This is a genomic window from Nakamurella deserti (genome assembly GCF_003260015.1).
Classification (GTDB): Bacteria; Actinomycetota; Actinomycetes; order Mycobacteriales; family Nakamurellaceae; genus Nakamurella; species Nakamurella deserti.
The window spans coordinates 542,958-569,586 of the sequence record NZ_QCXS01000003.1 but is presented as its reverse complement, the minus strand read 5'-3'; the positions used below and the strand labels follow the sequence as shown (position 1 = coordinate 569,586).

Below are 26,629 nucleotides of genomic sequence, written 5' to 3'. Positions count from 1 at the left end.
CGCTGATGGCCGGGAGCCCTCATTCCGTCGGCTAACCCGGGTTACCGGGACGCATTATGGGGCAGGTCACATCACCCACCCGAGCGATCAGCCCCGCGGTGACAGCACGCAGAACTCGTTGCCCTCCGGGTCGGCGAGCACGACGAACGAGGCGTCGTCCGGTTGACCCACGTCTACGTGACTGGCGCCGAGTCGTACCAGCCGCTCCACCTCGGCGCGTTGATCGTCCACCGGACCGGGGGCGAGGTCGAGGTGCAGCCGGTTCTTCCGCTGCTTGTCCTCCGGCACCGGGACGAACACGAGGCCCGGCCCGCGCTGCTCCAGCGGAAGGGTCCGGGTCGGGTCGAAGGCGTGCCGCGGCACCAGGACGATCTCGTCGTCGGATTCGTAGGCGATGCGCCAGTCCAGCACCCCGGCCCACCAGCGGGCGAGGGCGGCCGCGTCCTGGCAGTCGATCACCGTCGTGTACCAGCGAACGGGCATCGGGTCACCTCCGTCGATGCGGCGAAGTGTAGGCCGGGAGCACGCCGCGCGCAGCGCTCACGCCGGCCGACACCCGCGGTGGCTGGGTCAAGCCGCTGTCCGGGTGAGCCGAGGTCGTGACGACTTCTGGCGGCAACAATGGGCCCGCCCCGGCAATCTGGCAGCAATGCGGCGGCCACCCTGCGTGAAACACCTCGCCCATACGTTGCTCTCGGATCGAGCGGGAAGACGTGCCGGACAGAAGCATTCTGCGGCCGGGGATCTCGCGTGCGGTTCGAACCACCGGAAAGCCTGTCGGCGGATCGGCGCTCCTGACCGGCGTGCCTCCCACGGTACCCACCGTTGCGCCGCGCCGGCCGTTGTTCCGCGAAGAACACCCATCGAACTGCGAAAGGCGTTGCCGTGAAACACACCCGACGAAACATCACGAGCGCGGGACTGCTCGGACTGACCGCGGTCCTGGTGCTGACCGCCTGCGGCAGCAAGATCACCCCGCAGGCCGGCGGCTCGACGACGACCAGCTCGTCCGCCGGATCGGCCACTCCGGCCGCCGCGGGCGCCTCCTGCGTCGACACCTCGGGCGACTCCGTGAAGATCGGGTTCCTCAACTCGCTCTCCGGCACGATGGCGATCAGCGAGAAGACCGTCCAGGAGTCGCTGATGATGGCCGCCGACGAGATCAACGCCGCGGGCGGCGTCCTCGGCAAGCAGCTCGAGGTGGTCGCCGAGGACGGCGCCTCCGAACCCGCCACCTTCGCCGAGAAGGCGACCAAGCTCATCCAGAGCGATTGCGTCGCTGCGGTTTTCGGGGGCTGGACCTCCTCCTCTCGCAAGGCCATGCTGCCTGTCTTCGAGAGCAACGACGCCCTGCTCTACTACCCCGTCCAGTACGAGGGTCTGGAGTCGAGCAAGAACATCTTCTACACCGGCGCCACCACCAACCAGCAGATCCTGCCCGCCCTGGACTACCTCAAGGAGCAGGGCGTCACCAGCCTGTTCCTCGTCGGCAGCGACTACGTCTTCCCGCAGACCGCCAACAAGGAGATCAAGGCCTGGGCCGCGGCGAACGGTATGGAGATCAAGGGTGAGGAGTACGTGCCGCTGGCCTCGGGCGCCGACTTCTCCACGATCATCACCAAGGTCAAGGACTCCGGTGCCGGCGCGGTGTTCAACACCCTCAACGGCGACGCCAACGTCTCCTTCTTCAAGGAGTACCGCAACGTCGGGCTCGCCGCCGACACCATGCCGGTCGTCTCGGTGTCCATCGCCGAGGAGGAGGTCTCCGGCGTCGGCGTCGAGAACCTCGTCGGTCAGCTGACCGCGTGGAACTACTACCAGACGCTGGACACGCCAGCCAACAAGAAGTTCGTCGAGGACTTCAAGGCCAAGTACGGGGACGACCGCGTGACGTCGGACCCGATGGAAGCCGCCTACACGTCTATGTACCTGTGGAAGAACACCGTCGAGAAGGGCAAGTCCTTCGCCGTCGCCGACATCCAGGCCAACGCCGGCGGAGTCAGCTTCGAGGCGCCGGAGGGGACCGTCACCATCAACGGCGACAACCACCACATCGCCAAGACCGCGCTGATCGGCAAGGTCGCCGAGGACGGGCTCATCTACACCGAGTGGACCTCGCCGGCGCCCATCGAGCCGGATCCGTACCTGACCACCTACCCCTGGGCCGCCGGCCTGAGCTGACGACCCCGGCGGCGGGGCCCACCGCCCCGCCGCCGGGTCCACCACGGCACCGCAGTCACCCACCCCGACCCTCGGAGTCCCGATGGATGTAGTGGTTTCGCAGGTCTTCACCGGCCTGAGCATCGGATCGATCCTGCTGCTCGCGGCGATCGGTCTGGCCCTGACCTTCGGTCAGATGGGCGTCATCAACATGGCGCACGGCGAGTTCATCATGGCCGGCGGCTACACCGCCTTCGTCGTGCAGGGACTGTTCGACAACGCGGGCGTCGGCCTGCTGCTCTCCATCCCGGTGGCGTTCCTGGTCGGCGGGTTGCTGGGCGTCGTGCTCGAGATGACGCTGCTGCGACGGATGTACCACCGCCCGTTGGACACCCTGCTGGTGACCTACGGTGTGTCGCTCATCCTGCAGCAGCTGGCCAAGAACATCTTCGGCACCCAGGGCAAGTCGGTACGGACGCCGACCTGGCTGCAGGGTCCGCTGGAGCTGTTCGGCTTCGACTTCCCCAAGACCCGGGTCTTCGTGCTGGTGCTCGCCGTCGTCACCGTCGTCGGCCTGTCCGTCGCGCTGAAGACCACGTCGCTGGGACGCCGCATCCGCGCCACCGTGCAGAACCGCCAGCTCGCCGAGTGCTCCGGCATCTCCAGCCGCGCCACCGACCGGCTGACGTTCTTCCTCGGCTCCGGGCTGGCCGGTATCGCCGGCGTCGCCCTCACCCAGCTGTCGCCGGTGAACTCCTCGGTCGGGCAGTCCTACATCATCAACGCCTTCCTGATCGTCGTGGTGGGAGGCATCGGGCAGATCAAGGGTGCGGTCATCGCCGCGTTCGTCCTCGGCATCGGCCAGGCGGCGCTGGAGAAGATCTACGACGCCTCGCTGGCCCGCATCATCGTCTTCGTCGCCATCGTCGCGTTCCTGCAACTGCGGCCGCAGGGCATCTTCAACGTGCGCACCCGGAGCCTGGCATGAAAGCGCTGACCTCGAGCCGGTTCTCGGCGTTCATCCCGTTCCTCGTCGCCGCCGCGGTGCTCTTCGTGCTGGCCCCGGCGGTGCTCAGCGACTTCCGCCTCAACCTGCTCGCGCGCTACCTCTGCTTCGCCATCGTCGCCGTCGGCATCGGGTTGGCGTGGGGCAGCGGCGGCATGCTCACCCTCGGACAGGGCGTGTTCTTCGGGCTCGGTGCCTACGCCATGGGCCTGCACATGAAGCTGGACGACGCCGGCCCCGGACGGGCTCCCGACTACATGCCGCCGACGACGGACTTCCTGCCCGGGTGGGTCGAGATGTTCCGCAGTGGCATCGTCACGATCGTGGCGATCGCGCTGTTGCCCGCCCTGGTGGCGCTGGTGCTGGGGCTGGCGACCTTCAAGCGCAAGGTCCGTGGCGCGTACTTCGCGATCCTGTCGCAGGCGCTGGCCGCGGCGTTCGCGCTGCTCATCATCGTGCTCGGCTCGCAGTCGGGGAACTACACCAACGGCACCAACGGGCTCAACAACTTCCGGTCGTTCTTCGGCTACGACCTGGACGACCCCGCCAACCAGAAGATGCTGTTCTTCATCGCCGCGGGCTTCCTGCTGGTGATGGTGGCGATCGCCCGGCAGCTGCGCAACAGCCGCTACGGCGAGCTGCTCCGCGCCTGCCAGAGCTCGGAGGAGCGGGTCCGGTTCCTCGGGTACGACCCGGCCAACGTCAAGGTCGTCGCGTACGTCATCGCGGCCGCGATGGCGGGCATCGGTGGCGCGCTGTTCGTGCCCGTCGTCGGCATCATCACGCCACTGGACGTCGGGGTCGCGCCGTCCATCGCGATGCTCATCGGCGTGGCCATCGGCGGCCGCGGCACCCTCTGGGGCCCGGTGCTCGGCGCGATCGGCGTTGCGTGGGCCCAGAGCACGCTCTCGGAGCAGTTCCCCGCGTTCTGGACCTACATCCAGGGTGCGCTGTTCATCGTGGTCATCGCGTTCCTGCCCGGCGGTATCGCCGGCGTCGGCGCGGCGATCCGCAACGCGCGGGGCCGGTGGGACGACAGGCGCCGGGGCCGGACGGATCCGCCCGCGGCGAATCCCGTCGAGACCGTCAAGCACGACGTGGGGAGCATGGCCTGATGGCGACCGACTACCTCGAGATCAGCAAGCTGACGGTCTCCTTCGACGGGTTCGTCGCCGTCGACGCCGTCGACCTGACGGTCCTCAAGGGCGACCTGCGGTTCCTCATCGGACCCAACGGCGCCGGCAAGACGACGATCATCGACGCCATCTCCGGTCTGGTGGACTCCACCGGTCACATCGAGTTCGCCGGGAACCAACTGCAGGGCCGCAAGGTCCACCGGATCTCCCGCCTCGGCGTCGGCCGGACGTTCCAGACCTCGACCGTGTTCGAGGACCTCACGGTCCTGCAGAATCTCGACATCGCCGCCGGGGCGGGACGGACGCCGCTGACCCTGCTCCGGCGGCGGGCCGGTGTGCCCGCGGAGGTCACCGCCGCGCTGGAGACGATCCGGCTGACCGCTCAGGTCGACACGCTCGCCGGCGTCCTGTCGCACGGGCAGAAACAGTGGCTGGAGATCGGGATGCTGCTGGTGCAGAACGCCCAGCTGCTGCTCCTCGACGAGCCCGTCGCCGGCATGAGCCACGACGAACGCAACGCCACCGGCGAGTTGCTGCAACGCATCTCGCAGGAACGCACGGTGGTCATCGTCGAGCACGACATGGACTTCATGCGCAGCTTCGCCAAGTCCGTCACCGTGCTGGCCGCCGGCAAGGTGCTGTCGGAGGGCTCGGTCGCCCAGGTGCAGGCCGACCCACGTGTGCAGGCCGTGTATCTCGGCACCGCCGCCTCGTCCGGAGTGGAGATCTGATGCTGTCGTTGATCGATGTGACCGTCGGCTACACCCGGTCCGACGTGCTGCACGGGGTGACCGTGGAGGTGCCCGCCGACGGGGTGGCCGCGGTGATGGGGCACAACGGGGCTGGCAAGTCGACCCTGATCAGGGCGGCCATGGGGCTGCTCAAGGTCCGCTCGGGCCGGGTGCTGCTCGACGGCGAGGACATCACCGGGTTGCGGCCGTACCAACGGGTCGCCCGCGGGATGGCGTACGTGCCGCAGGGGCAGCAGTCGTTCGGGCAGCTGACCACGATGGAGAACCTCCAGGTGGTTGCGGACGGCCGGCGGCGGGGCCGCGAGCTGATCGACGAGGCGCTGACCATGTTCCCGGTGCTCGCCGAGCTGAGCGGCCGCAAGGCCGGCCTGCTGTCCGGCGGCCAGCGGCAGCAGCTGGCGATCGCCCGGGCACTGATCACCGAGCCGCGGGTGCTCATCCTCGACGAGCCGACCGAGGGCATCCAGCCGTCGATCGTCGCCGACATCCAGCGGACCGTGATCGACCTGGCCGCCCGGGGCGGCCTCTCGGTGCTGCTCATCGAGCAGCACGTCGGCTTCGCGCTGGACGCCTCCAGCCGCTACTACGTGCTGGCCTCCGGCCGCGTCAGCGCCACCGGGGACGGCGGCCGGGAATCGGCGGGGTCCGTCCGCGAGGCGATGGCCATCTGAGCCCGTGTCAGGTTTCGGGGTGATCGTGACCGCTGAGCGAACACGATCACCCCGAAAGCTGCAAGGTGGAACGGATCTCGGCGATGATCGCGGTAACGTCCTCGCGTATCTGCCAGGGCGTGTAGCGCAGCACCGTCCAGCCGTCGCGGATCAGCAGGTTCTGCCGGGTGCGGTCGGAGGCGAACACGGCGGGGTCGGTGTGGGCCTTGACGCCGTCGACCTCGATCGCGAGCTTGCGTCGCACGTCGGCGAAGTCGAGCCAGAACTGGCGACCGCCGGCCACCACGGTGACGCCGGCACGGATCTGGTCCACGCCGGCACCGCGCAGCGCAGCGGCGAGGGTCCGCTCCGGCGGGGAAACCGTCCCGTCCGTGGCGAGCGACAACGAGTCCCGCGCCGCGATCACACCGTAGGCGTGCCACAACCGGGTGATGGTGCGCTCGAGCTCGGGCACCCTGACGTGACGTTGCAACGCCCGGTCGAAGGTGTTCTGGCCGTCCGGCAGCCGAGCGTTCTCCAGTGCGGTCAGCTGGCGGGTCGTGACCCGGACACCTCGGAGCTCGACGACGTCGACCGGCTCGAGGTCGCGCCGGCGAAGTTTCACGTAGGCGTGTGACCGGCTCCGTGCGTGACGCGGGACGGTGACAGTGACGGGCCCGGACGGCTCGGGACGCAGGTCGTGCCACCACGCCGCCCAGTTCCCGTGCAGCACCATGGCCCGACCGAGCCACAGCTGCGCGGCGTGCACCCACATCAGGTCCGACACCGGGCTCGCGAGGTGGCGGTACACCCCGGGTAGCACCCGGACCCACTGGCCCGTGGAGATGCGGCGGGTGATCGCCGACGGGCTGAGACCCGCCGTCAGCGCCTGCTGCCGGCTGATCAGCCCCTCCTGGCGCGCGATGAGACGTAGATCCTGCATCGCGCGACCCTGACAGGGTCGTGCCGTCGCCCGCCGTCCCCATCCACAACGCCAGGTTTCGGGGTGATTGTGACTGCTCAGCGAACACAATCACCCCGAAACCTGGGGACCCGGACTCAGGCGGACTTGGCCTTCCGGGTCCGGGCGGCCGGCTTCGCGGCAGCCCCGTCGGCGTCGGCGTCGGCCTTCTTGGCGGCGGTCGCGCGGGGCTTGGCGGGCGCCCGGCGCTTGGGGGCGGGCTTGTCCTCGGGCTCCGGGTCGGCCTTCTTCGTGGCGGCGGGCTTGTCTGCGTCGGCGGCCGCGCCGCCGCCCTTCTGCCGCTCCACGCTGCGCTGCAGCGCGGCGAGCAGGTCGAGCACCTCGGCGTCCTCGCCGTCGGAGGTCTCCTCCGCGGGGAAGGCGTCGCCCCCCTCGAGCTTGGCGTCGATCATCTGCTCGAGCTCGGCACGGTACTCGTCGACGAAGTCCTCGGGCTTGAAGTCGGCGGCGAAGCTGTCGACCAGCGACACCGCCATCTTCAGCTCCTTGTCGCTGATGGTGACGTCGTCGGAGATGCCGGAGAACTCGGCGGCGCGGACCTCGTCGGGCCACAGCAGGGTCTGCACGACCAGCACGTCGTCACGCACCCGCAGCACCGCGAGCCGCTGCTTCTGCCGTAGCGCGAACTTGGCGATGGCGATCCGGTCCGTCTGCTCCAGCGTCTTGCGCAGCAGCACGTACGCCTTGGGCGACTTGGTCGCCGGTTCCAGGTAGTACGGCTTGTCGTACATCAGCGGGTCGATCTGGTCGGTGGGGACGAACTCGATGATCTCGATCTCGTGGCTGCGGTCGGTGGGCAGCGACGCGAGGTCCTCGTCGGTGATCATCACGACCTGGCCGTCATCACCTTCGAACGCCTTCTCGATGTCCTCGAACGGCACCACCTCACCGCACTTCTCGCACACGCGGCTGTACCGGATCCGGCCCATGTCGCGGCCGTGCACCTGCCGGAACCGGATGTCGTGGTCCTCGGTGGCGCTGTAGACCTTGATGGGGACGTTCACCAGACCGAAGGTGAGGGAACCTTTCCAGATGGATCGCATGTGACCCATGATGAACCGGGGTCGGCTGTGACACCAGAGCGGGGGCGGCCTGAGAGGACAACCGGTGGCGAAGGAGTCGACGCAGGTCGAGATCGACGGCCGCCGTCTGAGCCTGAGCAATCTGGACAAGGTCCTGTATCCGGGGTCGGGGACGACCAAGGGCGACGTCATCGCCTACTACGCGGCGATCGCGCCGATCCTGATCCCGCATCTCGGACGGCGCCCGGTCACCCGCAAGCGCTGGCCCGACGGCACCGCGTCGCACTCCTTCTTCCAGAAGGACCTCGAGGTGTCGGCGCCGGGCTGGGTGCCGGCGCAGGCGCTGCGCCACGAGGACCGGACGGTCCGCTATCCGATGGCCGACTCCGAAGCGGTGCTGGTCTGGTTCGCCCAGGTCGCCGCACTGGAACTGCATGTGCCGCAATGGTTCTTCGGACCGGACGGAGCCCCGGCCCATCCGGACCGGGTGGTCTTCGACCTCGATCCGGGGCCGGGCGCGACGTTGGAGCAGTGCGCGGAGGTGGCGTTCGCGGTCAAGGACCACCTGGACGCCGAGGACCTGGTCAGTGTCCCGGTGACCAGCGGCAGCAAGGGTCTGCACCTCTACGCCCGGGTCGACGGCACCCGCAGCTCCGAGGAGATCTCCACCTGGGCGCACGCCATCGCCCGCACCGTCCAGCGGCGGCTGCCCAAGCTCGCCCTGTCGCAGATGAGCAAGGCCCTGCGGGCCGACAAGGTGTTCATCGACTGGAGTCAGAACAGCGTCGCCAAGACGACGATCTCGCCGTACTCACTGCGCGGGCGGGACCACGCGACGGCCGCGGCCCCCCGCAGCTGGGCGGAGATCGAGGCGCCCGACCTGCAGCACCTGATGTTCGACGAGGTCCTCCGGCGCGCCCGGGAGGACGGCGACCTGCTGGCCGCCCTGGGCCCGGAGGCCGCGCCGCAGCCCCGGGACGCCCCGGTCAGCGGCGGCGGCCGGTTCGGCGGCGGCGGCAGCTGGGGCAGCGAGGAGGAGCCCGGCGCGAAGCTGACCATCTACCGCGCCAAGCGGGACCGGGCGAAGACCCCGGAGCCGGTGCCCGAGCCCGGCCCGCTGCCACGGGGTGCGGGGAACACCTTCGTGATCCAGGAGCACCACGCCCGCGCGCTGCACTGGGATCTGCGGCTGGAGCACGACGGGGTGCTGGTGAGCTGGGCGGTGCCCAAAGGGATCCCGGAGGACGCGCGGTCCAACCGCCTGGCCGTGCACACCGAGGACCATCCGCTGGAGTACGCGACGTTCGAGGGCAGCATCCCGCACGGGGAGTACGGCGGCGGCGAGATGACCATCTGGGACTCGGGCACCTACGAGGCCGAGAAGTGGCGCCCCGACGAGGTGATCATGACGTTGCGCGGGGACCGCGCGAAGGGCCGGTTCGCGCTGATCCGCACCAACGGCAAGAACTGGCTGCTGCACCGCACCCGCGAACAGCCCGGCGGGACCACCGCTGCGCGGCGGCCGGTCGACCGGCGGGAGCTGGAGCCGATGCTCGCGACGCTGGGCACGGTCGCCGAGATCGACGACGGTGTCGCCTGGGCGTACGAGAACAAGTGGGACGGCGTCCGGGCCCTGGCCCACGTCCGGCACGGCGAGCTCACGCTGATGTCACGCAACGGCAACGACATCACCGCGACCTATCCCGAGCTGGTGGAGATGACCGCGCTGCTGGGTGATCTCGACGCGGTGCTGGACGGGGAGATCGTCGCCTTCGCCACACCGGGGGTGCCGAGCTTCTCGCGGCTGCAACGCCGGATGAACGTCTCCCAGCCCGCCGAGATCGCCCGGCTGCGGGACGAGATCCCCGTGGAGTTCCTGGCTTTCGACCTGTTGGCGCTCAACGGCGTGTCGTTGCTGAACAAGCGCTACGACGACCGGCGGAAGCTGCTGGCGGCGATGGCCTTCGACGGGATCAGCTGTCACACCCCCGAGGAGCTGCCCGGTCCGGCGACCACCGCGCTGGCCCACACCCGGGCGCACAAGCTGGAGGGGATCGTCGCCAAGCGCCGGGACTCGGTGTACCGGCCGGGGAAGCGCTCGCGGAACTGGCTGAAGATCAAGAACTTCCACGACCTCGAGGTCGTCATCGGCGGGTACCGGCCCGGGAACGGCAACCGGGCCGGCTCGCTGGGGTCGCTGCTCGTGGGAGTGCCCGACGGTGGGGGACTGCGTTACGCCGGCAAGGTGGGCACCGGCTTCGACCAGGCCGCGCTGGACACGCTGATGGCGAAGCTGGCGCCGTTGCGCCGCAGCACGTCCCCGTTCGCCGACACGCTGCCGGCCGCCGAGCGCAAGGACGCGGTGTGGGTGGACCCGGAGCTCGTCGGGGAGATCAGCTTCGCCGAATGGACCGACACGCACCGCATCCGGGCGTCCAGCTGGCGGGGATTGCGTCCCGACAAGGACGCGGCTTCACTGCTGGCCGAGTCCGGCGGGTGACAGCTCCCCGCCGACACCGGCCTGCCGTTGCAGGGCGCCCAGGTACTCGGCGAACCCGCCGGGTGTCCGCCCGACCGTCCTCGCGGAGGTCCGCACCGGCCCCCCGGCCGGACTGACCACCACCCCGCCGAGGGCCCGCACCGCCGCGGCCAGCAGGACGTCCTCGTGTTCCCGGACCTCGGGGAAACCGCCGGCCCGGACGTAGGTGTCGGCCCGGACACCGAGGTTGGCGCCGTGGACGTACGGATGCCCGTCCACCTGCGGATGCCGGGCCGTCCAGGCGGCCAGGGCCCGTTCGTCGAGCTCGGCCGGGTCTGGGACGACCGTGCCGAGCAGCAGGTCGGCGCCGTCACGTGCGATGGCCAGGTGCCGGCCCAACCAGTCGACCGGGACGACCGAGTCGGCGTCGGTGGTGGCGATCCAGGTCCGGGCGGTGAGCACGGCCGGATCGCCGAGTGCCGCGCCGACGCCGCGGTGGCGCGCCGCCCCCACCATCCCCGCCGTGCTGGTCACCGCCCGCACCTCCGGGAACCGTTGCAGCACGTCCGCGGTGCCGTCGGTGCAGCGGTCCAGCACGACCACCACGTCGGTGACGACGGTGGGAGCGGACTCGGCCAGCGTGCGCGCCGCGCCGCGGACGGCCGTCAACGCCCGCCCGAGACGCCGTTCCTCGTTGCGGGCCGGGATCACCACGGCGATCCGGTCGATCGCCGTCACCCGAGGAGCCCGTCCGCCGCGGCCACCGACACCGCCGGGGGCCGGACGAGGACGTCCAACCGGAAGTCCGCCTCGACATGGGTGGCCAGGACGTCCAGGCCCGACCGTTCGCGGAGCCGGTCGTGCACGTCGTCACCGCGGAGCGGGTACTCCGCCACCGGATGCCGCCAGTGGCACGCCACCAGCACGCCGTCGTCGGTCAGGGACGCCACGGCGCGGTCGATCAACCGGTCGAGATCGTCGCTGTCGCAGTAGTACCCGACCTCGGACAGGACGACCAGGTCGAAGGGCCCGGCCGGCCAGTCCCGCGGTACCTGCAGCTGCTCGAAGGCGACGTGGGTGGCGTCACGGAGCCGTCGCCGCGCGAGATCGAGGGGACGGCGCGCGATGTCGGCGGCGAGCAGACGGTCGCTCCGGGCCGCCAGCCCCGCGGTCAGCACGCCGATCGAACAGCCCGGCTCGAACGCCGACCGGAACCGCCGACGCGGCAGCGACGCCAGCGTCAGGTCCCGCTTGCGTTCCTCGTACCAGCGGGTCTCGAACTCCCAGGGGTCGGTCCGGTCGCCGTAGAAGTCGTCGAAGAACCCACGGCCCAGGCTGCCGTCGGCGGCTGCGGACGATCCCACCGGGAACGCCGACGGATCGGGCACCCCCGGGAACGCGGTGGGCGGCGGCCGGGTGTCGGCCGCCGCCGGGGTCAGGAAGTACTCGGTGCCCGCCTCGAAGAACGCGGTCAGCGTCCGGGGCAGCAGCATCTCGTCGCCGGGCGCCTCCGACAGCGGGGTGACCTGGCTGTGGTGCGCGGCCAGCGCGCGTCCCTTGGCCTCGGCCACCGCGGCGGTGAGCCGCAGTGCCCGCAGCCGGTGCAACGGCACGTCCCCGGCGTCCGGCGTGCCCCAGTGCCACGCCCAGATCGGGTACTGCAGCACGGTCGCGCCGGGGTGGGTGCGGGCGGCGTCGGACGCCGCGGTTCCCGCGGCGTGGTGATCGGGATGGCCGTCCCCGATCCAGGGCGACACGACGACCACCGGACCGCTGCCGCCGCGGGCCAGCACGAGGGCGATGGCCTCGGTCATCGGAGCGAGCCGGTCCGTCAGGCCGCCGTCGGGCAGGTGCAGCAGGGTCATGGTCGCGCCCGGCGCCACCACGGCCAGGGCCGCGGCGACCTCACCGCGGCGGATCGCGGCCAGTTGCGCCGGAGTGTGCGTGGGTGAGTGCGGGTGGGACGCCTCCCCGTCGCACGCGACGACGACGTCGATGTCGACGCCGGCCGTGGTCGCGGACGCCAGAAGGCCGGCCGCTCCCAGCGTCTCGTCGTCGGGGTGGGCGGCGACCACGACGAGCCGGGTGAGCGCGTCGAGCGGGAACGGCGTCAGGCCCGCCGCGTCGAGGGCGGTGGTCCAGACCGCGGGTGGGGTGCCGTCGGTGTCGGCGGTGAAGGTCACCACGGCAGGCCGTCCTTGACGAGAGTGGTGCCGAGTGCCAGGTCGTCGCGTTCGGCGTGGTGTTGGCGGAGGTACAGGGTGAGGTCGGCGACCCGGCGGGCGTGGGTCTCCTCGAGCGCGAGCGCGGCCGGCCCCAGGGTGTGTCCCGCGCGGAGCAGCGTGAGCTCGGCCGCCGCGGCGACGACGCCACGGACCCGGGCGGCGAGCAGCGCCGGGGCGGCGGTGCCCCGGTCGATCGCGCCGGCGGAGGCGGCGAGGATTGATCGGGATCCGGTCAGTGCGGTGTCGACCGCACCGAGGGCGGCCAGCCGCAACGGGTCCTCGGGCTTGTCGCAGCCGTGGTCGAACAGCCGGCGGGCCACCCCGACCGCACCGCCGTGCCAGACGGCGGCCACCCCGATACCGCCCCAGGCGAAACCCGGTCGCTCGAGGTACCAGCGCGGCGGCCCGACGGGGACGGCGGACGCCGCTCCGATCACCAGCGGGCCGCTGGGGACGTTCGTCAGTCCACGGGCCGCCCAGGTGCCGGCGGGGACGTCGAGGGCGCCGTCGCGCAGGGAGACAGCGAACAGCGCGCGGCCGCCGTCGGTGTGGGCGGTGATCAGCGCGTGGCTGAGCCGGTCGGCCAGGGAGCACCACGGTTTGGTGCCGCGCAACGTCCAGCGGCCGTCGGACCGGGTGGCCCGCACGGCCACCCCGGGGCCTTCGGCGGCGAACACGCCCCAGGTGCTGTCGGCGCTGGCACCGATCGCCTCGAGCTCGACGGGCATCCCGGCGGCGGCCGCCTCGTCGAGGATCGCCACCGCGTCCAGATGGGGTTCCACCACCCGGGCGGCGGTCAGGTCCGCAGCGCCCAGGGTGGCCAGGATGTCCCACCGGTGCAGGGTGCGACCCGAGCCCGGCGCGGGCGCGGAGCGACCCAGCTCGACCGCGAGTGTGAGGGCGAGCGACACGTCGTCGCCGAGCTCGGTGGCCCGGGACGCGAGCATGTTCAGTTCGGTGCTGGCAGCGGATTCGGCCAGCCGTACAGGCGAGGACATGGGTTCCGTCCGGGCGCCGTCTGCCGAGGGGTCACCGGTGTTTTCCAGCGGTCCCGCCGCCCAGTGGCGCGAAGCGGTCAGTACCCCGCGCGTCCGGCCGACAACCGTCCGTCAGGACGCGGCCCCGACCAGTCGCAACGCGAGGTCGGCGTAGAGCACCGACACGTCGGCGGGGGAGTGCAGCGTGCCGGCGGGGAACCAGCGGGCGACGTCGACGCACATCGAGGTCATCGCCAGTGCGGTGCCGTCGGGGTCGGCGAGCCGGAAGCTGCCGTCGACGATGCCCGCCCGCACCGCGTCGGCGATCAGCCCGTCGATCCGGCGCCGGATCACCGCGACGGCGTCGAAGTTGTCCCGGGTGAGCGAGGTGAGCTCGTGGTGCACGATCCGGGCGGTCGTGTGGTGGGTGGCGTGCCAGCCGGCGAAGGCGGCGATCATCCCGGACAGCCGCTCCCCGGAGCTGCTGCCGGCCGCCCGTGCCGTCCGCAGCACCTCTTCGCAGGCCTCGTGGCCGAGCAGACTGAGGTGGAACAGCAGGTCCTGCTTGGAGCGGTAGTGGATGTACATGGCTGCGGGACTCATGCCCGCGCCGGCGGCGATCTCCCGGGTGGTGGCGGCGGGATAGCCCTTCCGCGCGAACACCTGGTGCGCCGACAGCAGCAGCCGCCGGGCCGCCGCCGGGCGCAGGTGCGGGAAGATCGCCTCCTCCAGGGACGCGACCGCGGGTGCGGCACGGGACGTGCCCGACCCGGCCGGGACGCCGCCAGCTCGGGTCACGCCCGACCTACAGCTCGACCCGGTGGCCCGACGCGCTCTCCACGAGCTGCGCGGCGACCTCGGCCAGCCGCATGTTCTCGTCCATCGAGATCTGCCGCAGGATGTCGAACGCGTCGCCGGCGGTGCACTTGCGCTGCACCATGATGATGCCCTTGGCCTGCTCGATGATGCTGCGCGTGACCATCGCCCGTTCGAGGTTCTCCGCCCGCACCCGGTGGCCGCGCCGGGCCTCGGCGTGACTGAGGGCGGCGGTGATGTGCGCGGCGAGTGCCTCGCCCAACGCCAGCGAGGCGGGCTCGAAGGCTCCCGGGACGGAGGCGTACAGGTTGAGCGCCCCGACGAGGTAGTTCTCCACCGGCAGCGGGATCGACAGCGAGCTGGCCAGGCCGTGCTCGCGGGCGCGCGGGAGGTAGCGGGCCCAGCGGCCCTCGGTCGCGGCGTCGGAGATGTGCTTGACCTCGTTGTCGCGGCCGGCGTCCAGACACGGGCCGTAACCCATCTCGTACTGCAGCTCGTCGAGCGGCACCGCCATACCGCCGGTGCTCGCCACGGTGGCCGCCTTCTTGTTGCGGACCAGGGTGATCGCGGCCTCTTCGGTCCCGGGCACCCGTCGCTTCGCCATCGCGACCACGTCGGCCAGGATCGCGTCGAGATCCCGGTCGGCCCGGAGCAGACCGGACAGCTCGGCGAGGACGCCGGTCGGATCGATGGGGTCAGCCGCCATCACGGTCCTCCCGTCCTGAAGCCGGACGGAGGTGTCCGGACGCTGCTGGAATCGTACCGGGCAGCCCGGGGTGGGCAGACCGGCGTCGGTGCCGGCTCGGCCGCACGCGGGCCGGGTCGCGCGACCGCGGCGCTCAGCCCGCGTCGGCTCCGGAGGTGAACGGGGCCAGGTGCTCCTGCAGCAGATCCACCGCGCTGGAATGGCTGCCGCCGCTGGTGGACCAGCCGCAGGCGCAGGCCCGGTAGGTCGGCGCACTCATCGGCGGGGTGCCGTCGGCGTGGGTGACGTCGGTCGTGTCGGGTGTCGTGGTGGTCATGGTGTCCTCCGGTGGTCGGCCGTGCCGGGCGGCCCGGTGGGGCGCCTCAGGGTCGTGTCGGTCGGTGGTGATGATCGGGCGGTACGCGGGTGTGACGGTCGGTCCGGGGTGATCGGCACACCGTCAGGCCCCCCGACCCGGTCCGACGATGGTGACCGGACGGCCGCCGCGCTGTCAAGGCGGACAACCCGGACCGCCGTGCCACGACACCCATCATGACCTGCGAAAACAGAGCCGCCTGTCGGATTCGAACCGACAACCATCTCATTACAAGTGAGGCGCTCTACCGTTGGAGCTAAGGCGGCGGGACCGGTCCGCCCGACGGGCGCGGACCGTCCTCAGACTAGCCCAGCTGCAGTTTCCGCAGCCGCAGACCACCCGCGACGAGCATCACGCCGCCGATCAGGGTGAGCACACCGAGGATCGACGCGAGCGCCACCATGGTCTCGGCCGGCTGGAAGATCATGATCAGGCCGAAGATGACGCCGAGCAGGCCGAGCAGCGCCGGCGCCCACCAGAAGCGGGGGCTGGTGCGGCGCAGCTGCAGGCCGATGGCCGCGATGACCACACCGATCAGCAACGCCCAGAAGCCGAGCACGAACAGCACCACGGCGCCGGTGGCGGCCGGCCAGAACAGGGCGATCAGGCCCGCGACCACCGCGATGCCGCCCTGCAGCAGCCAGCCGTTGCCGCCCTGCCGCGACCGCCGGCGGCGGAAGCCGTAGGCCAGCGTGACGATGCCGTCGACCACGGCGTAGGCGCCGAACACGGCGATCAGGACCACCGCCGTCAGCGACGGCCAGACGAGCGTGGCCAGCCCGAACACGGCCATCAGCACCCCGCGGACGACCAGCAGCGGCCACACCCGCCGGACCGTCTCCGACGCCTGCCGTACCTCGATCGGCTGCCACACCATCGTTCTGCGCTCCTTGTCGGCGGGGATGTCCCCGGTCCTCGTGCCCGTCACCGGTGCAACGTCGCCGACGCCCTCGACGTTCCGGACGGGTGTGGGAGTGCGCTGGGAGTCCTCAGTCGCGCCAGGACTGCCGGCCGTGCTCGACCGCCTGCGACGCTCCGGTGTAGCTCGCCCCGTAGTCGTCGGTCGCCGGGGGGCCAGATCCGTCACCGTCCGGATCGACCGGCCGGCCGTCGTCGTCGACCGCTCCGCCCGTGCCGCCCATCCCCATCAGCTCCGGATCGAGCAGCGCCTGCTCGTCGGGGCGGTGGGCGAGCACGGTGACCAGGTACGAGCGGGCCGCGTCCTCCAGCCGGATCTCGCGTCCCGCGGACTCACTGAGGAACCAGCGGTGCTCGAGCACCTCGTGGAAGATCTCGGCCGGTTCGAGCTTGTGGGCGAACGCGGCCGGCACCATCTCCAGGACCGGCTCGAAGACGTCGGCCAGCCAGTGCCGGGCGACCGCGTACTCGTCGACGTCGGTCCCGGGCATCACGGCCCGCGACCGGTAGCTGTCGAGGTCGTTGAGGATGCGCCGGGCCTGGTTCTCCTGGACGTCGAGCCCGGTCAGCTCGAACAGCCGGCGCTTGTGGTGCCCGGCCTCGACGACCTGGGTCTGCACCATCACGTGCGGCTGGCCGGCGACGTCGTCGATGTCGATCTGCGCCACGTCGTAGCCCAGGGTGTTTAGCCGGCGCAACCGTTGCTCCACCCGCCACCATTCGTCGTCGCTCATGGTCTGCGCGGTGGTCAGCTCGCTCCACAGCTGCTCGTAGCGGGCCATCACCGACAGTGCGGTGTCCATCGGGTCGACGCCCGGTGGCAGCAGGCCGCTCATCTCCAGGTCCAGCAGCTCGCCGGCCAGGTTGGTCTCGGCGATGTCGAGATCGTGCATCCGCTGACCGGTCGACAGCTGCTCGCGCAACTCCCCGGTCTCGGCGTCGACGAGATAGGCGGCCAGCGCGCCCGCGTCCCGGCGAAACAGCGTGTTCGACAGCGAGCAGTCCTTCCAGGCGAACCCCGCCAGGTGCAGCTTCACCAGCAGCTCGGCCAGCGCGTCGAGCAGCTTCGGCTCCAGGTCGGGGTCCATCCGCCGGGAGAACAGCGCCCGGTAGGGCAGCGAGAAGCGCAGGTGCTTGGTGACCAGCGCCGAGTCCAGCGGGTTGCCGTCGGCGTCGACCCGGTTGGACACCACTCCCACCGGGGTGACGCAGGGGATCTGCCGCTTGTTCAGCTCGCGCAGCATCGCGTACTCGGACTCCGCCAGCGCCGGGAAGATCTCCTTGATCGCGTACACGATGCCGCCGATGCGGACGAAGCGGACGATGTGCCGGGAGATGCCCCGGGGGAGCGTGACCGTCAGGTCCTTCGGCCAGTCGATCAACGGGGTCGACCACGGCAGGGTCAACAGGTCGGTGGGATCGGGCCCCGAGGAGAACTGCATCCGCATGGGCCCAGCGTCGCACAGGCCCGCCGTTGGGTCATCCGGCGATGTCGGCGGTCAGACCACCGGGTCCGCCGGGTCGTGACCGGCGAACCAGCGGCGCAGACCGAGGAAGCGGCCGAGACCGACGACGGCGTTGACCGCGACGAGGACGACGAGTGCGATCGTCGGCTGGTCGTCGACGGGCAGCAACACGAGCGTGGTGACAGCGAGCCCCACCAGGCTGAACGCGCTGGACACCGCGAAGTCGCGCGAGGCGCCGGGCCGTCCGTGCCGGCCGAAGGTCAGCGAGCGGTTCACCTGGTTGCCCACCACGGTGGACGCGCCCCAGGCGATCAGGTTGGCCCAGAACAGCGGGACCAGGACGTGCAGCAGCGCGAACAGAACGACCTGCAGGCCGGTCGCGCCGGCTCCGACCACGGCGAACCGGGCCAGCCGGCGTCCGCGGGCCCGGGCGCCGCCGGGGAGCCGCGTCGGGCGGCGCGCCGATCGCAGCGCCGTCCGCACGCCCACCGCCGCCATCATCGCCCGTTCCCGTCCGTCGTCACCGATACATCGGCACCCTGTGCAACGCGGCGGCGACGTCGATCAGTCCGGCGTCACCGCCGACCCGGGGTGGCGTCGGTCACGGGTGTCCGGGGCGGCGGGCCGACCGCCTCCCAACGGCCGTCGCGGAACCGGGCGATGCCGAGGTCGGCGAAGCGGCGCAGCCAGCCCTCCATCGGCCACCGGTCCCACCGGGCATGGAAGACCGCGGCGTTGCGCAGGATGTCGTCGCGGTGGCGCACCGGCGGGGACTCCGAGGCGTGGTGCTGGTGGTACACGTCGGCGCCGCCGACCCAGCGCAGGTGCACGCCCGCCTCGTGCGCCGACAGCCCGAAGTCGGTGTCCTCCGCGCCGTAGCCGGTGTAGGCCTCGTGGAAGCCGCCGAGCCGCCGCCAGGTCGCGGCGTCCACCGCGAACGACAGCGACCAGAACAGGGGCCACTCGGTGGAGGGCACGGTCTGTCCGGGTTCCGGTGCCGGGCGGGCGGGGTGCGGCGGTCCGACGAGGACCGGGGGCGTCGCGCGGCTGTGGGTCTCGTCGAGGTACCGCACGGTGCCGCAGTGCAGCTCACCGGGATGTGCGGCGACCGTGGTGCGGTACGTGCCGATCGCGCCCGGGGACGGGATGCAGTCCACGTCGAGGAACACCAGCACCTCCGCCCCGGCGGCCAGCGCGGCACGGGCACCGGCGTTGCGCGCGGCGGCCAGCGGCAGGTGCGGCTGGGCCGACAGCGGTATCGCGTGGACGGCGATCCCGGAACCGGCCAGCGGACCGGTCGACGTCGCCTCGACGGCTGCCGGGTCGTCCATCGCCACGACCACGTAGTGGTCGGGTCGGACGGTGGCGGCGGCGAGTCCGCGTTGCTGCTCGCGGAGATGATCGGCCCGCCCGTGGACGAGCGTGATCACCGCACAGGTCGGGCTCACGCGGAGAGCCGGGTCGCGGCGAGGGTCTCGATGTGGCCGGCCGCGCGCGCGGCGGCCTGCGGATGGGTCCACCGGCGCCAGCCCCGGCCGTCCAGGGCCGTGGCCCGGTCGATCAGACCGGGCCAGTCGGCACCCGCCGGCCAGCCGATCACCCCGACGGCCGCACCGGTGGCGCCGACCGCGACGGCCGTGGCCCGCTGCTCCCCGTGCGGGCGGTCGTCGGCGATCACGACGGCCGGCCGCTGGGCGGCGGCGACCTCGGCGACCGCGTTCTGTCCGGCGTGGGTGACGACGACGTCGGCCCACTGCAGGGCGTCCCAGACCTCGTCGGCGGCGAGCCCGCCGTCGGCGACCCGCCAGACCGTCGACGGCACCGACCGCGCCGCCGCCAACTGGGCCCGGGTCAGTCCCGTGCCGCCGGACCCCCACAGCACGAGCACGCGGCGGGGACCGGCGTGGCGTGCCCGCTGCGGCACCGGGCGGCCGGCGAAGCGGGACAGGGCGCCGGTGTGGAAGGTCTTCGCGTACCAGTGCTCCGGCCAGCCCGGCTCCGGGAAATCGGCCGACCAGGGGGCGACCAGGGCGTCCGCCGCGTCGTAGGCCAGCCGGTGGGCGCGGTCGGAACGGTCACCGCGCATCGCCATCACCACCGTAGGTACCCCGAGCAGCCGGCACAGGGTGGCGATCTCCACCGAGACGTCCACGACCACCAGCTCGGGGTCGTGTCGGGCGATCCAGGCGGCGACGGCGGCCATCCGCCCCCGGAGCCCGGGGTGGTGCCGCGGCACCCAGTGCAGGGTGCCGCCCGCGTCGGCGTCCCGGAAGTGCTCGCCCGAGTCGTCGGCACTGAGCCGGACCCACGGCAGGTGGGCGGCCTCCGGCGGCGGGGCCAGCGACGACAACACCGTCACCGGGGACTGCAACCGGGCCGTGATGGACAGCATCCGGGTGAGGTGGCCCCGGCCCTGGTGGTGGACGTAGTAGCCGATCACGCGTGGTCGCGCAGCACGTCGCGGTAGACCGCTTCGTAGCCGGTGAGCATCGCGTCCAGGCTGAGCCGCTCGACGGCGAACCGGCGGACGCCGGCACGGTCCAGTGCGGCGGCCTCGTGCAGGGCCACCGTGGCGCGGGCGAGATCAGCGGCGTCGAGGACGTCGTCCGCGGGCGGGTCGATCAGCCGCCCCGACGACGGGTCGACGATCTCCGGGATTCCCCCGCGGGCGAAGGCCACCACCGGAGTGCCGCAGGCCATCGCCTCGGCGACGACCATGCCGAACGGTTCGGCCCAGACGGGGGTGACGAGGGCGACCGCGCTGGACCCCACCAGGGCCGCGAGCTCGGCGCGCTCGAGGTGCCCGACGTAGCGGACGTCGTCACCGAGGTGGGGCGCGACGGCGGCGTCGAAGTAGCAGGTGTCCATCACCGGCCCGGCGATGGTCAACGGCAGGCCGGCCGCCCGGGCCAGCTGGATCGCCAGGTGGGGCGCCTTCTCGGCGACGATGCGTCCGGACCACACCGCGCCGGGGCCACCGGGGCCTGCCGGCCAGGCGTCGGTGTCGACGCCGTTGAGCACCACGCGGGGCGTCAGCAACGGAGCCCACGAACGGGCGGTGGAGGCGCTGACGGCGACGAAATCGCTGTCGCGGTGGCGTTTGTCGCCGAGTACGCGCTCGGACCAGTAGAGCGGCGGAGTGTGCAGCACGCTCACCATCGGGTACGGCAGGGTCGCGGCGCGCTCGACCGGGACCGAGTACAGCGAGTTGTTGTGGATCAGGTCGAACGACCCGAGGAGGCCGTCGCGGACGTCGTCCATCAGGGCGGTGAAACAGCGGTGCTCGGCGGCGCGCACCTCGTCGTTCTCGGTGATGTCGGCGCGTTCGCCGGGCCGGCTGGGCGGCATCATGCCGAACTCGTGCCCGACGACGTCGGGGTCGCTGCCCACGGCCCCGGCGACCAGGACGGAGTGGCCGCGTTCGCGCAGGCCCAGGGCCAGCGCGTGGGTGTGGGCCTCGAGGCCGCCCGCGAAGGGTTCGGCGATGGGATATCGGAGCGAGGAGATGACCAGGATCTTGAATGCGTCCGACGTCTGCGGTGATGTCGTCCGGTCCGGCCTGTGCGGCAGCATCGACCGCCTCCTGTCTCCTCCTGAGTGCGTGGCGCGCGCCGTGGTCCGGTCGCGCCAGGGGCTTACCCAGAAGTGGCGGCGAGCACGCCGTCATACACCTGTCGGTGGGTCGCGGCCACCCGTCTGCGCTGGTCCAGGCGGTCCGGTCGCGGCGGACGGGCGTCGACGCGTCCGTCCTGCACGGCGGTGACCCGCTCGACGAGATCCGTGCCACCGACGCCGCGCCCGCCGGGGAACCGGTACGTCGGGTGCCCGTGCTGACCCGCGTAGTGGCCGGTGTCGGGAACCAGCACCGCGGTCCCGAGGTCGACGCAGGCCTCCAGCCAGCCGGAGTGGGTGCCGAACCGGTAGGGCAGCACGGACAGGTCCAGTGCCTCGAGGTGGGCGAACAGCTCCTCGTCGGAGTAGCGGTCGTGCGGGATGACGCTGAACCGCGGGTGGTCGTGGTGCTCCGCGACGAGGGCGCGGAACGCGACCGCCCGGGGATCGGTACGCGACGGGTCCATCACCTCCCGGTGCACGTCGACCTCCAGGTGCACACCGGGAAGTCCGGGCAGGGCCGGCAGCAGGGCGGCCAGCAGCGGCACCGGATCGATGTTCGCCCGGAGGTTCTTGGCGCTCAGGCCGACGACGAACCGGCCGGCGCCGGTTCCCGGTCGGTCGGCCGGGGTCCGCAGGCGGTCCAGGGGCACCACGTGCGGGTGCGGCACGACCATCGCGTGCCGTCCCCAGCGGGCGCCGATCTCGGCGGCCGCGCCCGCGGTCAGCGTGAGCACCGCGTCGGCGGCGGGCACCAGGACGTCCAGGGCCGCGAGATGCGTGCCCGGGTCGGCGAAGTGCGGATTCACCAGGTCGTGCACGGTGAACACCAACGGTTTCCGGGTGGCCCGCAGCGCGGCCACCCACTGCCGCAACCGGTCCGGGGAGGCAGCGTCGAACCCGAAGTGCAGGTGCATCACGTCGAAGTCCGCCGGATGGTCACGCACCCACTCCGGCTCCAGCATCACCGGCGGCCACCACTGTCCGGGCAGCGGATCGGCGACCGCCGGGAGCGGGTCGGGGAGCCGGTGCACCCGGTCGCCCGCCGGGTCGCCGAGATGCTCGACGTAGGGATGCGCGGACGGGATGGACGCCACCCGGATGACCTCTCCCGACATCGGCGTTCTCCCTTGTGATGTGCTGCAGCGGACGTGCACGGACACCGTTTCGGCCGGAACGGAACGGGTACAGGCCAGACGTGTCCACGATCGACGGTCGCACGCGACACTACGGAACCTTCTACGGCCTCCCCGACGACCCGGAGGCCGACCTCGCGTCGGGCCCCGTGGTGCTGGTGCACGGGAACTGCCAGGCCGAGGCGATGCGGCAGCTGATCGCCCAGTCCCCCGAGCTGCACGGGCGCACCATCCGCATCCCGCCGGTGTTCGAGCTCACCGCCGACGACCTCCCGCACCTCGAACGGCTGCTGGCCCGCTGCGACGTCCTCGTCAGCCAACCCGTGCGCGACGGCTACCGCGACCTCACCCTCGGCACCCGGGAACTCGCCGGGCTGCTGCCCGCCGGCGCCCGGGTCGTCCGCTGGCCGGTGCTGCGGTTCGCCGGACTGCACCCGTGGCAGGTCATCGTCCGCGATCCGCGCGACCCCGGGCGCAACCCACCGGTCGTGCCCTACCACGACCTGCGCACGCTCGCCGCGGCCGCCGGCCGGGTGGCGGGGCCGACCGCCGACGGGGCGTTCCGCGCGGTCGCCGACGCCTCCCGCGCCGAGCTGGCGCGGCGCGAGGACCGTGACTGCGACGTGTCGATCTCGGACCTGTTCGCCGCGCCCCGGGCCGGTGACATGCTCACCGTCAACCACCCGGGCAACCGGATCCTGGTCGAGCTGGCCCGCCGCCTGCAGGAGGCCATCGGCGTCGCTCCGGTGGCCGCCGACCCCGGTCGGGTGCTGCTGGGGGAGGTCGTGGCGCCGGTCGAGGCGCCCGTGCTGGCGGCGCTGGGTATCGACGCCGACCCGGTCGACCACTGGACCGTGCGGGGTGAGCGAGTCGGCGCGGACACCGTGCACGCCGCCCAGCAGCGCTGGTATCTCGACAATCCGTGGGTGCTCGACGCCGGGATGCAGCGCCACGCGGACACTCTCGCCCTCCTGGGGTTGACGTGACGCTCACCGGGGAGCGTCCGGCCACCGCGGCCCGGTTCCGCGGGGAGGGCGTCGTCATGGCCTGGTGCGGGCCCGACGACCACGGCGTCACCCTCTTCGGCCGGCGGCTGTTCGACGCCGCGCTGGCGCTGGGGTTCGGCGGCTCGGCCCTGGTGGCGGCCAGCCCGGCCGCCCTGCCGTCACTGCTGGACACCGTTCCGCTCGGCACCCGGCTCGTGCACCTGCAGGTGAACGACTGGCTGTTCGCCGATTCGTCTTCCACCGCCCGGGACCGGCTGCTCGACGTCGCGTCGCGGCTCCGCCGACGTGGCGTCGCGCTCTCGGTCACCTTCCACGATCTGCCGCACACCGAGGTGTCGGCCTCGCTGTACCGCAGGCGGGCCGCGACGTACGCCGCGGTCGCCGCCGTCGCCGCCGGGGTGGTGGTCTCCAGCCGGCACGAGGCGGAACTGCTGACCCGGGCGGTGTCGGCCGCCGACCCGACCGCCACACCCCCCACGGTCACGGTGATCCCGCTGCCGGTGGCGGCGGGCCCGGCGCCCGCGCGACCGGCGCCGCCGGCGCTGCGCGGCGACACCCCCACGGTCGGGGTCTTCGGCTTCCTCTACCCGGGGAAGGGCCACGTCGAGGTCATCGAGGAACTGGCCGGGATCCAACCGGCGGTCCGGCTGCTGGCCATCGGCCGGGCGTCGACCGGACACGAACACCTGCTCGGCGACCTCGGCGAGCTCGCGCGGGTGCACGGCATCGACTTCGCCACCACCGGGTACGTGCCCGACGAGGACGTGGACGTACTGCTCCGGTCGGTGGACGTCCCCGTCGCGCCGGCCGCGCAGGTCTCGGCGTCGGGGTCGATCAACTCCTGGATCACCGCCGGCCGCCGCCCGCTCGCACTGGCCGGCGACTACACCCGTGAGATCGCCGCCCGCCGGCCCGACTGTCTGCGGCTGTACGCGCCCGGCGAGCTGCGCGAGCTGGTGCTGGCCGCGCTCGCGGACCCGGAGTCGACCTGGCTGCCGCGGGGCGCGGTCACCGGCCCCGGCCCCGCGGTGGTGGCCCGCCGCTACGTCGACTGGCTGCGCGCGACCGCGGCCGCCGCGTGCTGACCGCCACCACGCGGTCGGACGGCCTGCTCGCCGTCCCCGGGAACCGCTGGGACCTGGTGACCGCCACGCCCGACCCGGCCGAGGTCAGCGTGGTCATCCCGTACTTCGAGGGCCAGGCCGCCCTCGACCTGATCCTCGCCGGGTTGACCGCGCAGACGCACCCGCGGTCCCGGCTGCAGGTGGTGATCGCCGACGACGGCTCGGCGGAGCCGCCCCGGACCGGTGCTGGAGCCGGCCTCGACGTGGTCGTGGTCCGGCAGGACGACCGCGGGTTCCGGGCGGCGGCGGCGCGCAACCTCGGCGTCCGGCACGCGGACGGCCGCGTGCTGGTGCTGTTGGACGGCGACACCGTCCCGGAGCCGGGCTACGTCGCGGCGATGTCCCGACTGCCCACGGCGTTGCCCGACGCCGTGGTCGGGGGGCGTCGCCGCTACGCCGCCCTCGACGGCTGGAGCCCGGGCCGGGTGCTCCGCTGGTTCGCCGGTGGACCAGCGCCGGCGGCGCTCGAGGAGCCCGAGTGGCTGCTGCGGGAGTACCGAGCGTCGGGGGACCTGCTCGACATCGGTCCCCGCAGCTACCAGCACCTGATCGGCGCGGTGCTGGCGTGCAGCCGCGAGCTGTTCGACGACATCGACGGTTTCGACGACAGCTTCGTCGGCTACGGCGGCGAGGACTACGACTTCACCTACCGGGCCCACACCGCCGGTGCGGTGTTCGCCTACGTGCCGGACGCCGTCGCCTGGCACCACGGGCCGGACTGGTCGGGCCGCAACCCCGACCCCGAGGCGCAGCGGACGCAGAAGAACCGCGAGATCCAGGAGCTGGCCCGGCGCATCCCGGAGCCGTCGCTGCGGGGACGTGGGCAGGTCTACCCGGTGCCCGACGTGGTGGTGATCGCCGACGTGACCGGCTGGCCGTTCGGCGCGGCGGTGGTGGCGTTGCGGTCGCTGCTGACGGCCGGTGACGTCGGGATCTGGCTGGCCGGTGCGGCCGCGGCGGTCGGTGCCGTCGCCGACTGGTTCGCCGGGGACCCCCGGGTGCACGTGGGTGCCCCGCCGACCCGGGTGACCGACCGGGCCCGGGTGCAGCTGACGGTCACCGCGCCGGTGCGGGCCGCGGACGGGATCGCGGACGTGCTGCGGCGGCTCACCGACGACGGCGTCGGGCGGATCACCGCCGGCCCGGTCACGCTGACGGCGACCCGGGCGCTGCGGCGAGCCGCACGGTCGGGCGTACCGCTGGGCGGGTTGTTCCCGGACCTCACGATGACCGGCGAGGAGGCCGGACTGACCCCCGTCGACGGAGAACCACTGCTGTCCGCCGTCTTCGGTGGCTGGGCCTGAGCACGTCCGCTTCCGGGTCGGGGCGGATCGTGCCCGCTCGGCGGGCACGGACCTTCCCGACCGCGTGGGTCAGACCCGGGCGTCGGCGGTGCGGTAGTCCCGCGCGGCGGCGGTCAGCGCCTGGAACAACCGGGGGTCGGTGCCGGTCTCCGGGTGCCACTGCACGCCCAGCCAGAACGCGCGGTCGGTGTGGTCGATGGACTCCACCAGCCCGTCCGCGCTGAACGCCGCGGCCTCGAACCCGGGGTAGGACTCGACCGCCTGGTGGTGGTGGCAGTGCGCGGTCGCCGCGGCCCCGAGGATGTCGGCGAGCCGGGTGCCGGCCACGACCGACACCGGGTTGTCCTGGTAGCGGCCCGGTCCCGGCGAGTGGTCGTCGTTGCCGACCACGTCCGGCACGTGCTGGATGAGCGTGCCCCCGGCGTGGACGGCCATCAGCTGCATGCCCCGGCAGATGCCCAGCGTCGGCAGCCCGATGTCGGCGGCCGCGTCGAGCAGCGCGAGCTCGCTCACGTCGCGCTCGTCCACCCAGCCGGCCGTCATCGGCTCCGGGTCGCGACCGTAGCGGGACGGGTTCACGTCGGAGCCGCCGGCGATCACGAGACCGTCCAGCCGCGAGACGATCCCGTGGAAGTCGTCGGCGATGCCGTACGGCGGCAGCAGCACCGGCGACGCCCCGCCGCCCGAGACCGCCGCGGCGTAGGTGGCCGGCAGCAGCGTCGCCGGCACACTGTCCCACTGCCCCCAGGTGGCGGTCTGGCGGTACATGGTGATGCCGATGATCGGTCGGGACACG

The 26,629-nt window shown here is 72.4% G+C and carries 26 protein-coding genes and 1 tRNA gene; 9 read left to right on the top strand and 18 right to left on the bottom strand.

Annotated features, from left to right (window positions below):
- Window positions 1-87 precede the first annotated feature (87 nt).
- Entirely contained in the window at window positions 88-483 is a 396-nt protein-coding gene (locus DB033_RS15845; protein WP_111767879.1) for a VOC family protein, read from the bottom strand.
- 402 nt (window positions 484-885) lie between these two features.
- On the opposite strand from DB033_RS15845, the gene urtA reads away from it, so the two are divergent.
- From urtA to urtE, 5 genes are all read left to right on the top strand, one after another.
- A complete protein-coding gene (gene urtA, locus DB033_RS15840) occupies window positions 886-2,181 on the top strand; it encodes an urea ABC transporter substrate-binding protein (protein ID WP_170315569.1) in 1,296 nt (431 codons plus the stop codon).
- An 82-nt stretch (window positions 2,182-2,263) separates the two neighbouring features.
- Complete coding sequence (gene urtB, locus DB033_RS15835) at window positions 2,264-3,148, top strand: urea ABC transporter permease subunit UrtB (RefSeq protein ID WP_111767878.1); 885 nt, start codon at window positions 2,264-2,266, stop codon at window positions 3,146-3,148.
- Complete coding sequence (gene urtC / locus DB033_RS15830; RefSeq protein WP_111767877.1) at window positions 3,145-4,281, top strand: urea ABC transporter permease subunit UrtC; 1,137 nt, start codon at window positions 3,145-3,147, stop codon at window positions 4,279-4,281. Before urtB ends, urtC begins: the two co-directional genes overlap by 4 nt.
- Window positions 4,281-5,033 (top strand): urea ABC transporter ATP-binding protein UrtD, encoded by a 753-nt coding sequence (gene urtD / locus DB033_RS15825; RefSeq protein ID WP_111767876.1) that lies wholly within the window; start codon window positions 4,281-4,283, stop codon window positions 5,031-5,033. Before urtC ends, urtD begins: the two co-directional genes overlap by 1 nt.
- A complete protein-coding gene (gene urtE / locus DB033_RS15820) occupies window positions 5,033-5,725 on the top strand; it encodes an urea ABC transporter ATP-binding subunit UrtE (protein WP_111767875.1) in 693 nt (230 codons plus the stop codon). The genes urtD and urtE overlap by 1 nt, the downstream gene beginning before the upstream one ends.
- Window positions 5,726-5,771: 46 nt before the next feature.
- Here urtE and DB033_RS15815 read toward each other — a convergent pair whose 3' ends face one another.
- Together DB033_RS15815 and ku are read right to left on the bottom strand one after the other, a co-directional pair.
- On the bottom strand, window positions 5,772-6,647 hold the full coding sequence (locus DB033_RS15815; RefSeq protein WP_111767874.1) for a type IV toxin-antitoxin system AbiEi family antitoxin domain-containing protein: 876 nt from the start codon (window positions 6,645-6,647) through the stop codon (window positions 5,772-5,774).
- 116 nt (window positions 6,648-6,763) lie between these two features.
- On the bottom strand, window positions 6,764-7,729 hold the full coding sequence (gene ku, locus DB033_RS15810) for a non-homologous end joining protein Ku (RefSeq protein ID WP_111767873.1): 966 nt from the start codon (window positions 7,727-7,729) through the stop codon (window positions 6,764-6,766).
- A 64-nt stretch (window positions 7,730-7,793) separates the two neighbouring features.
- Here ku and DB033_RS15805 point away from each other — a divergent pair, with 64 nt between their 5' ends.
- The gene (locus DB033_RS15805) at window positions 7,794-10,208 is read left to right on the top strand and encodes an ATP-dependent DNA ligase (protein ID WP_111767872.1); all 2,415 of its coding nucleotides are present in this window, start codon (window positions 7,794-7,796) and stop codon (window positions 10,206-10,208) included.
- Here the strand turns inward: DB033_RS15805 and DB033_RS15800 are convergent.
- From DB033_RS15800 to DB033_RS15735, 14 genes are all read right to left on the bottom strand, one after another.
- Window positions 10,182-10,925: a glycosyltransferase family 2 protein gene (locus tag DB033_RS15800; protein ID WP_111767871.1), complete on the bottom strand. Its 744-nt coding sequence runs from the start codon at window positions 10,923-10,925 to the stop codon at window positions 10,182-10,184. The two genes, DB033_RS15805 and DB033_RS15800, sit on opposite strands and share 27 nt — an antisense overlap.
- Entirely contained in the window at window positions 10,922-12,373 is a 1,452-nt protein-coding gene (locus DB033_RS15795) for a bifunctional PIG-L family deacetylase/class I SAM-dependent methyltransferase (protein WP_111767870.1), read from the bottom strand. Before DB033_RS15795 ends, DB033_RS15800 begins: the two co-directional genes overlap by 4 nt.
- A complete protein-coding gene (locus DB033_RS15790; protein ID WP_111767869.1) occupies window positions 12,367-13,410 on the bottom strand; it encodes an acyl-CoA dehydrogenase family protein in 1,044 nt (347 codons plus the stop codon). Before DB033_RS15790 ends, DB033_RS15795 begins: the two co-directional genes overlap by 7 nt.
- A 111-nt stretch (window positions 13,411-13,521) precedes the next feature.
- On the bottom strand, window positions 13,522-14,187 hold the full coding sequence (locus DB033_RS15785; protein WP_205843941.1) for a TetR/AcrR family transcriptional regulator: 666 nt from the start codon (window positions 14,185-14,187) through the stop codon (window positions 13,522-13,524).
- Between the two features lie 7 nt (window positions 14,188-14,194).
- On the bottom strand, window positions 14,195-14,911 hold the full coding sequence (locus DB033_RS15780; RefSeq protein ID WP_111767868.1) for a GAF and ANTAR domain-containing protein: 717 nt from the start codon (window positions 14,909-14,911) through the stop codon (window positions 14,195-14,197).
- A gap of 133 nt (window positions 14,912-15,044) precedes the next feature.
- Window positions 15,045-15,227 (bottom strand): hypothetical protein, encoded by a 183-nt coding sequence (locus tag DB033_RS15775; RefSeq protein ID WP_111767867.1) that lies wholly within the window; start codon window positions 15,225-15,227, stop codon window positions 15,045-15,047.
- A 232-nt stretch (window positions 15,228-15,459) separates the two neighbouring features.
- Window positions 15,460-15,532: transfer RNA gene (locus DB033_RS15770), tRNA-Thr, on the bottom strand.
- A 38-nt stretch (window positions 15,533-15,570) separates the two neighbouring features.
- Window positions 15,571-16,143, bottom strand: coding sequence for an HdeD family acid-resistance protein (locus DB033_RS15765; RefSeq protein ID WP_111767866.1), 573 nt, complete (start codon window positions 16,141-16,143; stop codon window positions 15,571-15,573).
- Between the two features lie 112 nt (window positions 16,144-16,255).
- Complete coding sequence (locus DB033_RS15760) at window positions 16,256-17,632, bottom strand: DUF4032 domain-containing protein (RefSeq protein WP_170315568.1); 1,377 nt, start codon at window positions 17,630-17,632, stop codon at window positions 16,256-16,258.
- Between the two features lie 51 nt (window positions 17,633-17,683).
- Window positions 17,684-18,151: a GtrA family protein gene (locus DB033_RS15755; RefSeq protein ID WP_111767865.1), complete on the bottom strand. Its 468-nt coding sequence runs from the start codon at window positions 18,149-18,151 to the stop codon at window positions 17,684-17,686.
- Between the two features lie 74 nt (window positions 18,152-18,225).
- A complete protein-coding gene (locus tag DB033_RS15750) occupies window positions 18,226-19,098 on the bottom strand; it encodes a glycosyltransferase family 2 protein (RefSeq protein ID WP_111767864.1) in 873 nt (290 codons plus the stop codon).
- Window positions 19,095-20,090 (bottom strand): glycosyltransferase, encoded by a 996-nt coding sequence (locus tag DB033_RS15745; RefSeq protein ID WP_111767863.1) that lies wholly within the window; start codon window positions 20,088-20,090, stop codon window positions 19,095-19,097. Before DB033_RS15745 ends, DB033_RS15750 begins: the two co-directional genes overlap by 4 nt.
- Window positions 20,087-21,223, bottom strand: a complete 1,137-nt coding sequence (locus DB033_RS15740; protein WP_111767862.1) for a glycosyltransferase — start codon at window positions 21,221-21,223, stop codon at window positions 20,087-20,089. The genes DB033_RS15745 and DB033_RS15740 overlap by 4 nt, the downstream gene beginning before the upstream one ends.
- 62 nt (window positions 21,224-21,285) lie before the next feature.
- Window positions 21,286-22,380: a glycosyltransferase gene (locus tag DB033_RS15735; RefSeq protein ID WP_111767861.1), complete on the bottom strand. Its 1,095-nt coding sequence runs from the start codon at window positions 22,378-22,380 to the stop codon at window positions 21,286-21,288.
- Window positions 22,381-22,460: 80 nt separating this feature from the next.
- Between DB033_RS15735 and DB033_RS15730 the strand changes: the two genes are divergently transcribed.
- The 3 genes from DB033_RS15730 to DB033_RS15720 are packed head-to-tail and all read left to right on the top strand — an operon-like array spanning window position 22,461 to window position 25,833.
- Window positions 22,461-23,384, top strand: a complete 924-nt coding sequence (locus tag DB033_RS15730; protein ID WP_111767860.1) for a WcbI family polysaccharide biosynthesis putative acetyltransferase — start codon at window positions 22,461-22,463, stop codon at window positions 23,382-23,384.
- Window positions 23,381-24,490: a glycosyltransferase family protein gene (locus tag DB033_RS15725; protein ID WP_111767859.1), complete on the top strand. Its 1,110-nt coding sequence runs from the start codon at window positions 23,381-23,383 to the stop codon at window positions 24,488-24,490. Before DB033_RS15730 ends, DB033_RS15725 begins: the two co-directional genes overlap by 4 nt.
- Entirely contained in the window at window positions 24,484-25,833 is a 1,350-nt protein-coding gene (locus DB033_RS15720; RefSeq protein ID WP_111767858.1) for a glycosyltransferase, read from the top strand. Before DB033_RS15725 ends, DB033_RS15720 begins: the two co-directional genes overlap by 7 nt.
- A gap of 69 nt (window positions 25,834-25,902) precedes the next feature.
- Here the strand turns inward: DB033_RS15720 and DB033_RS15715 are convergent, their stop codons facing one another.
- Window positions 25,903-26,628, bottom strand: a complete 726-nt coding sequence (locus DB033_RS15715; RefSeq protein ID WP_205843940.1) for a gamma-glutamyl-gamma-aminobutyrate hydrolase family protein — start codon at window positions 26,626-26,628, stop codon at window positions 25,903-25,905.
- Between the last annotated feature and the right edge of the window lies 1 nt (window position 26,629).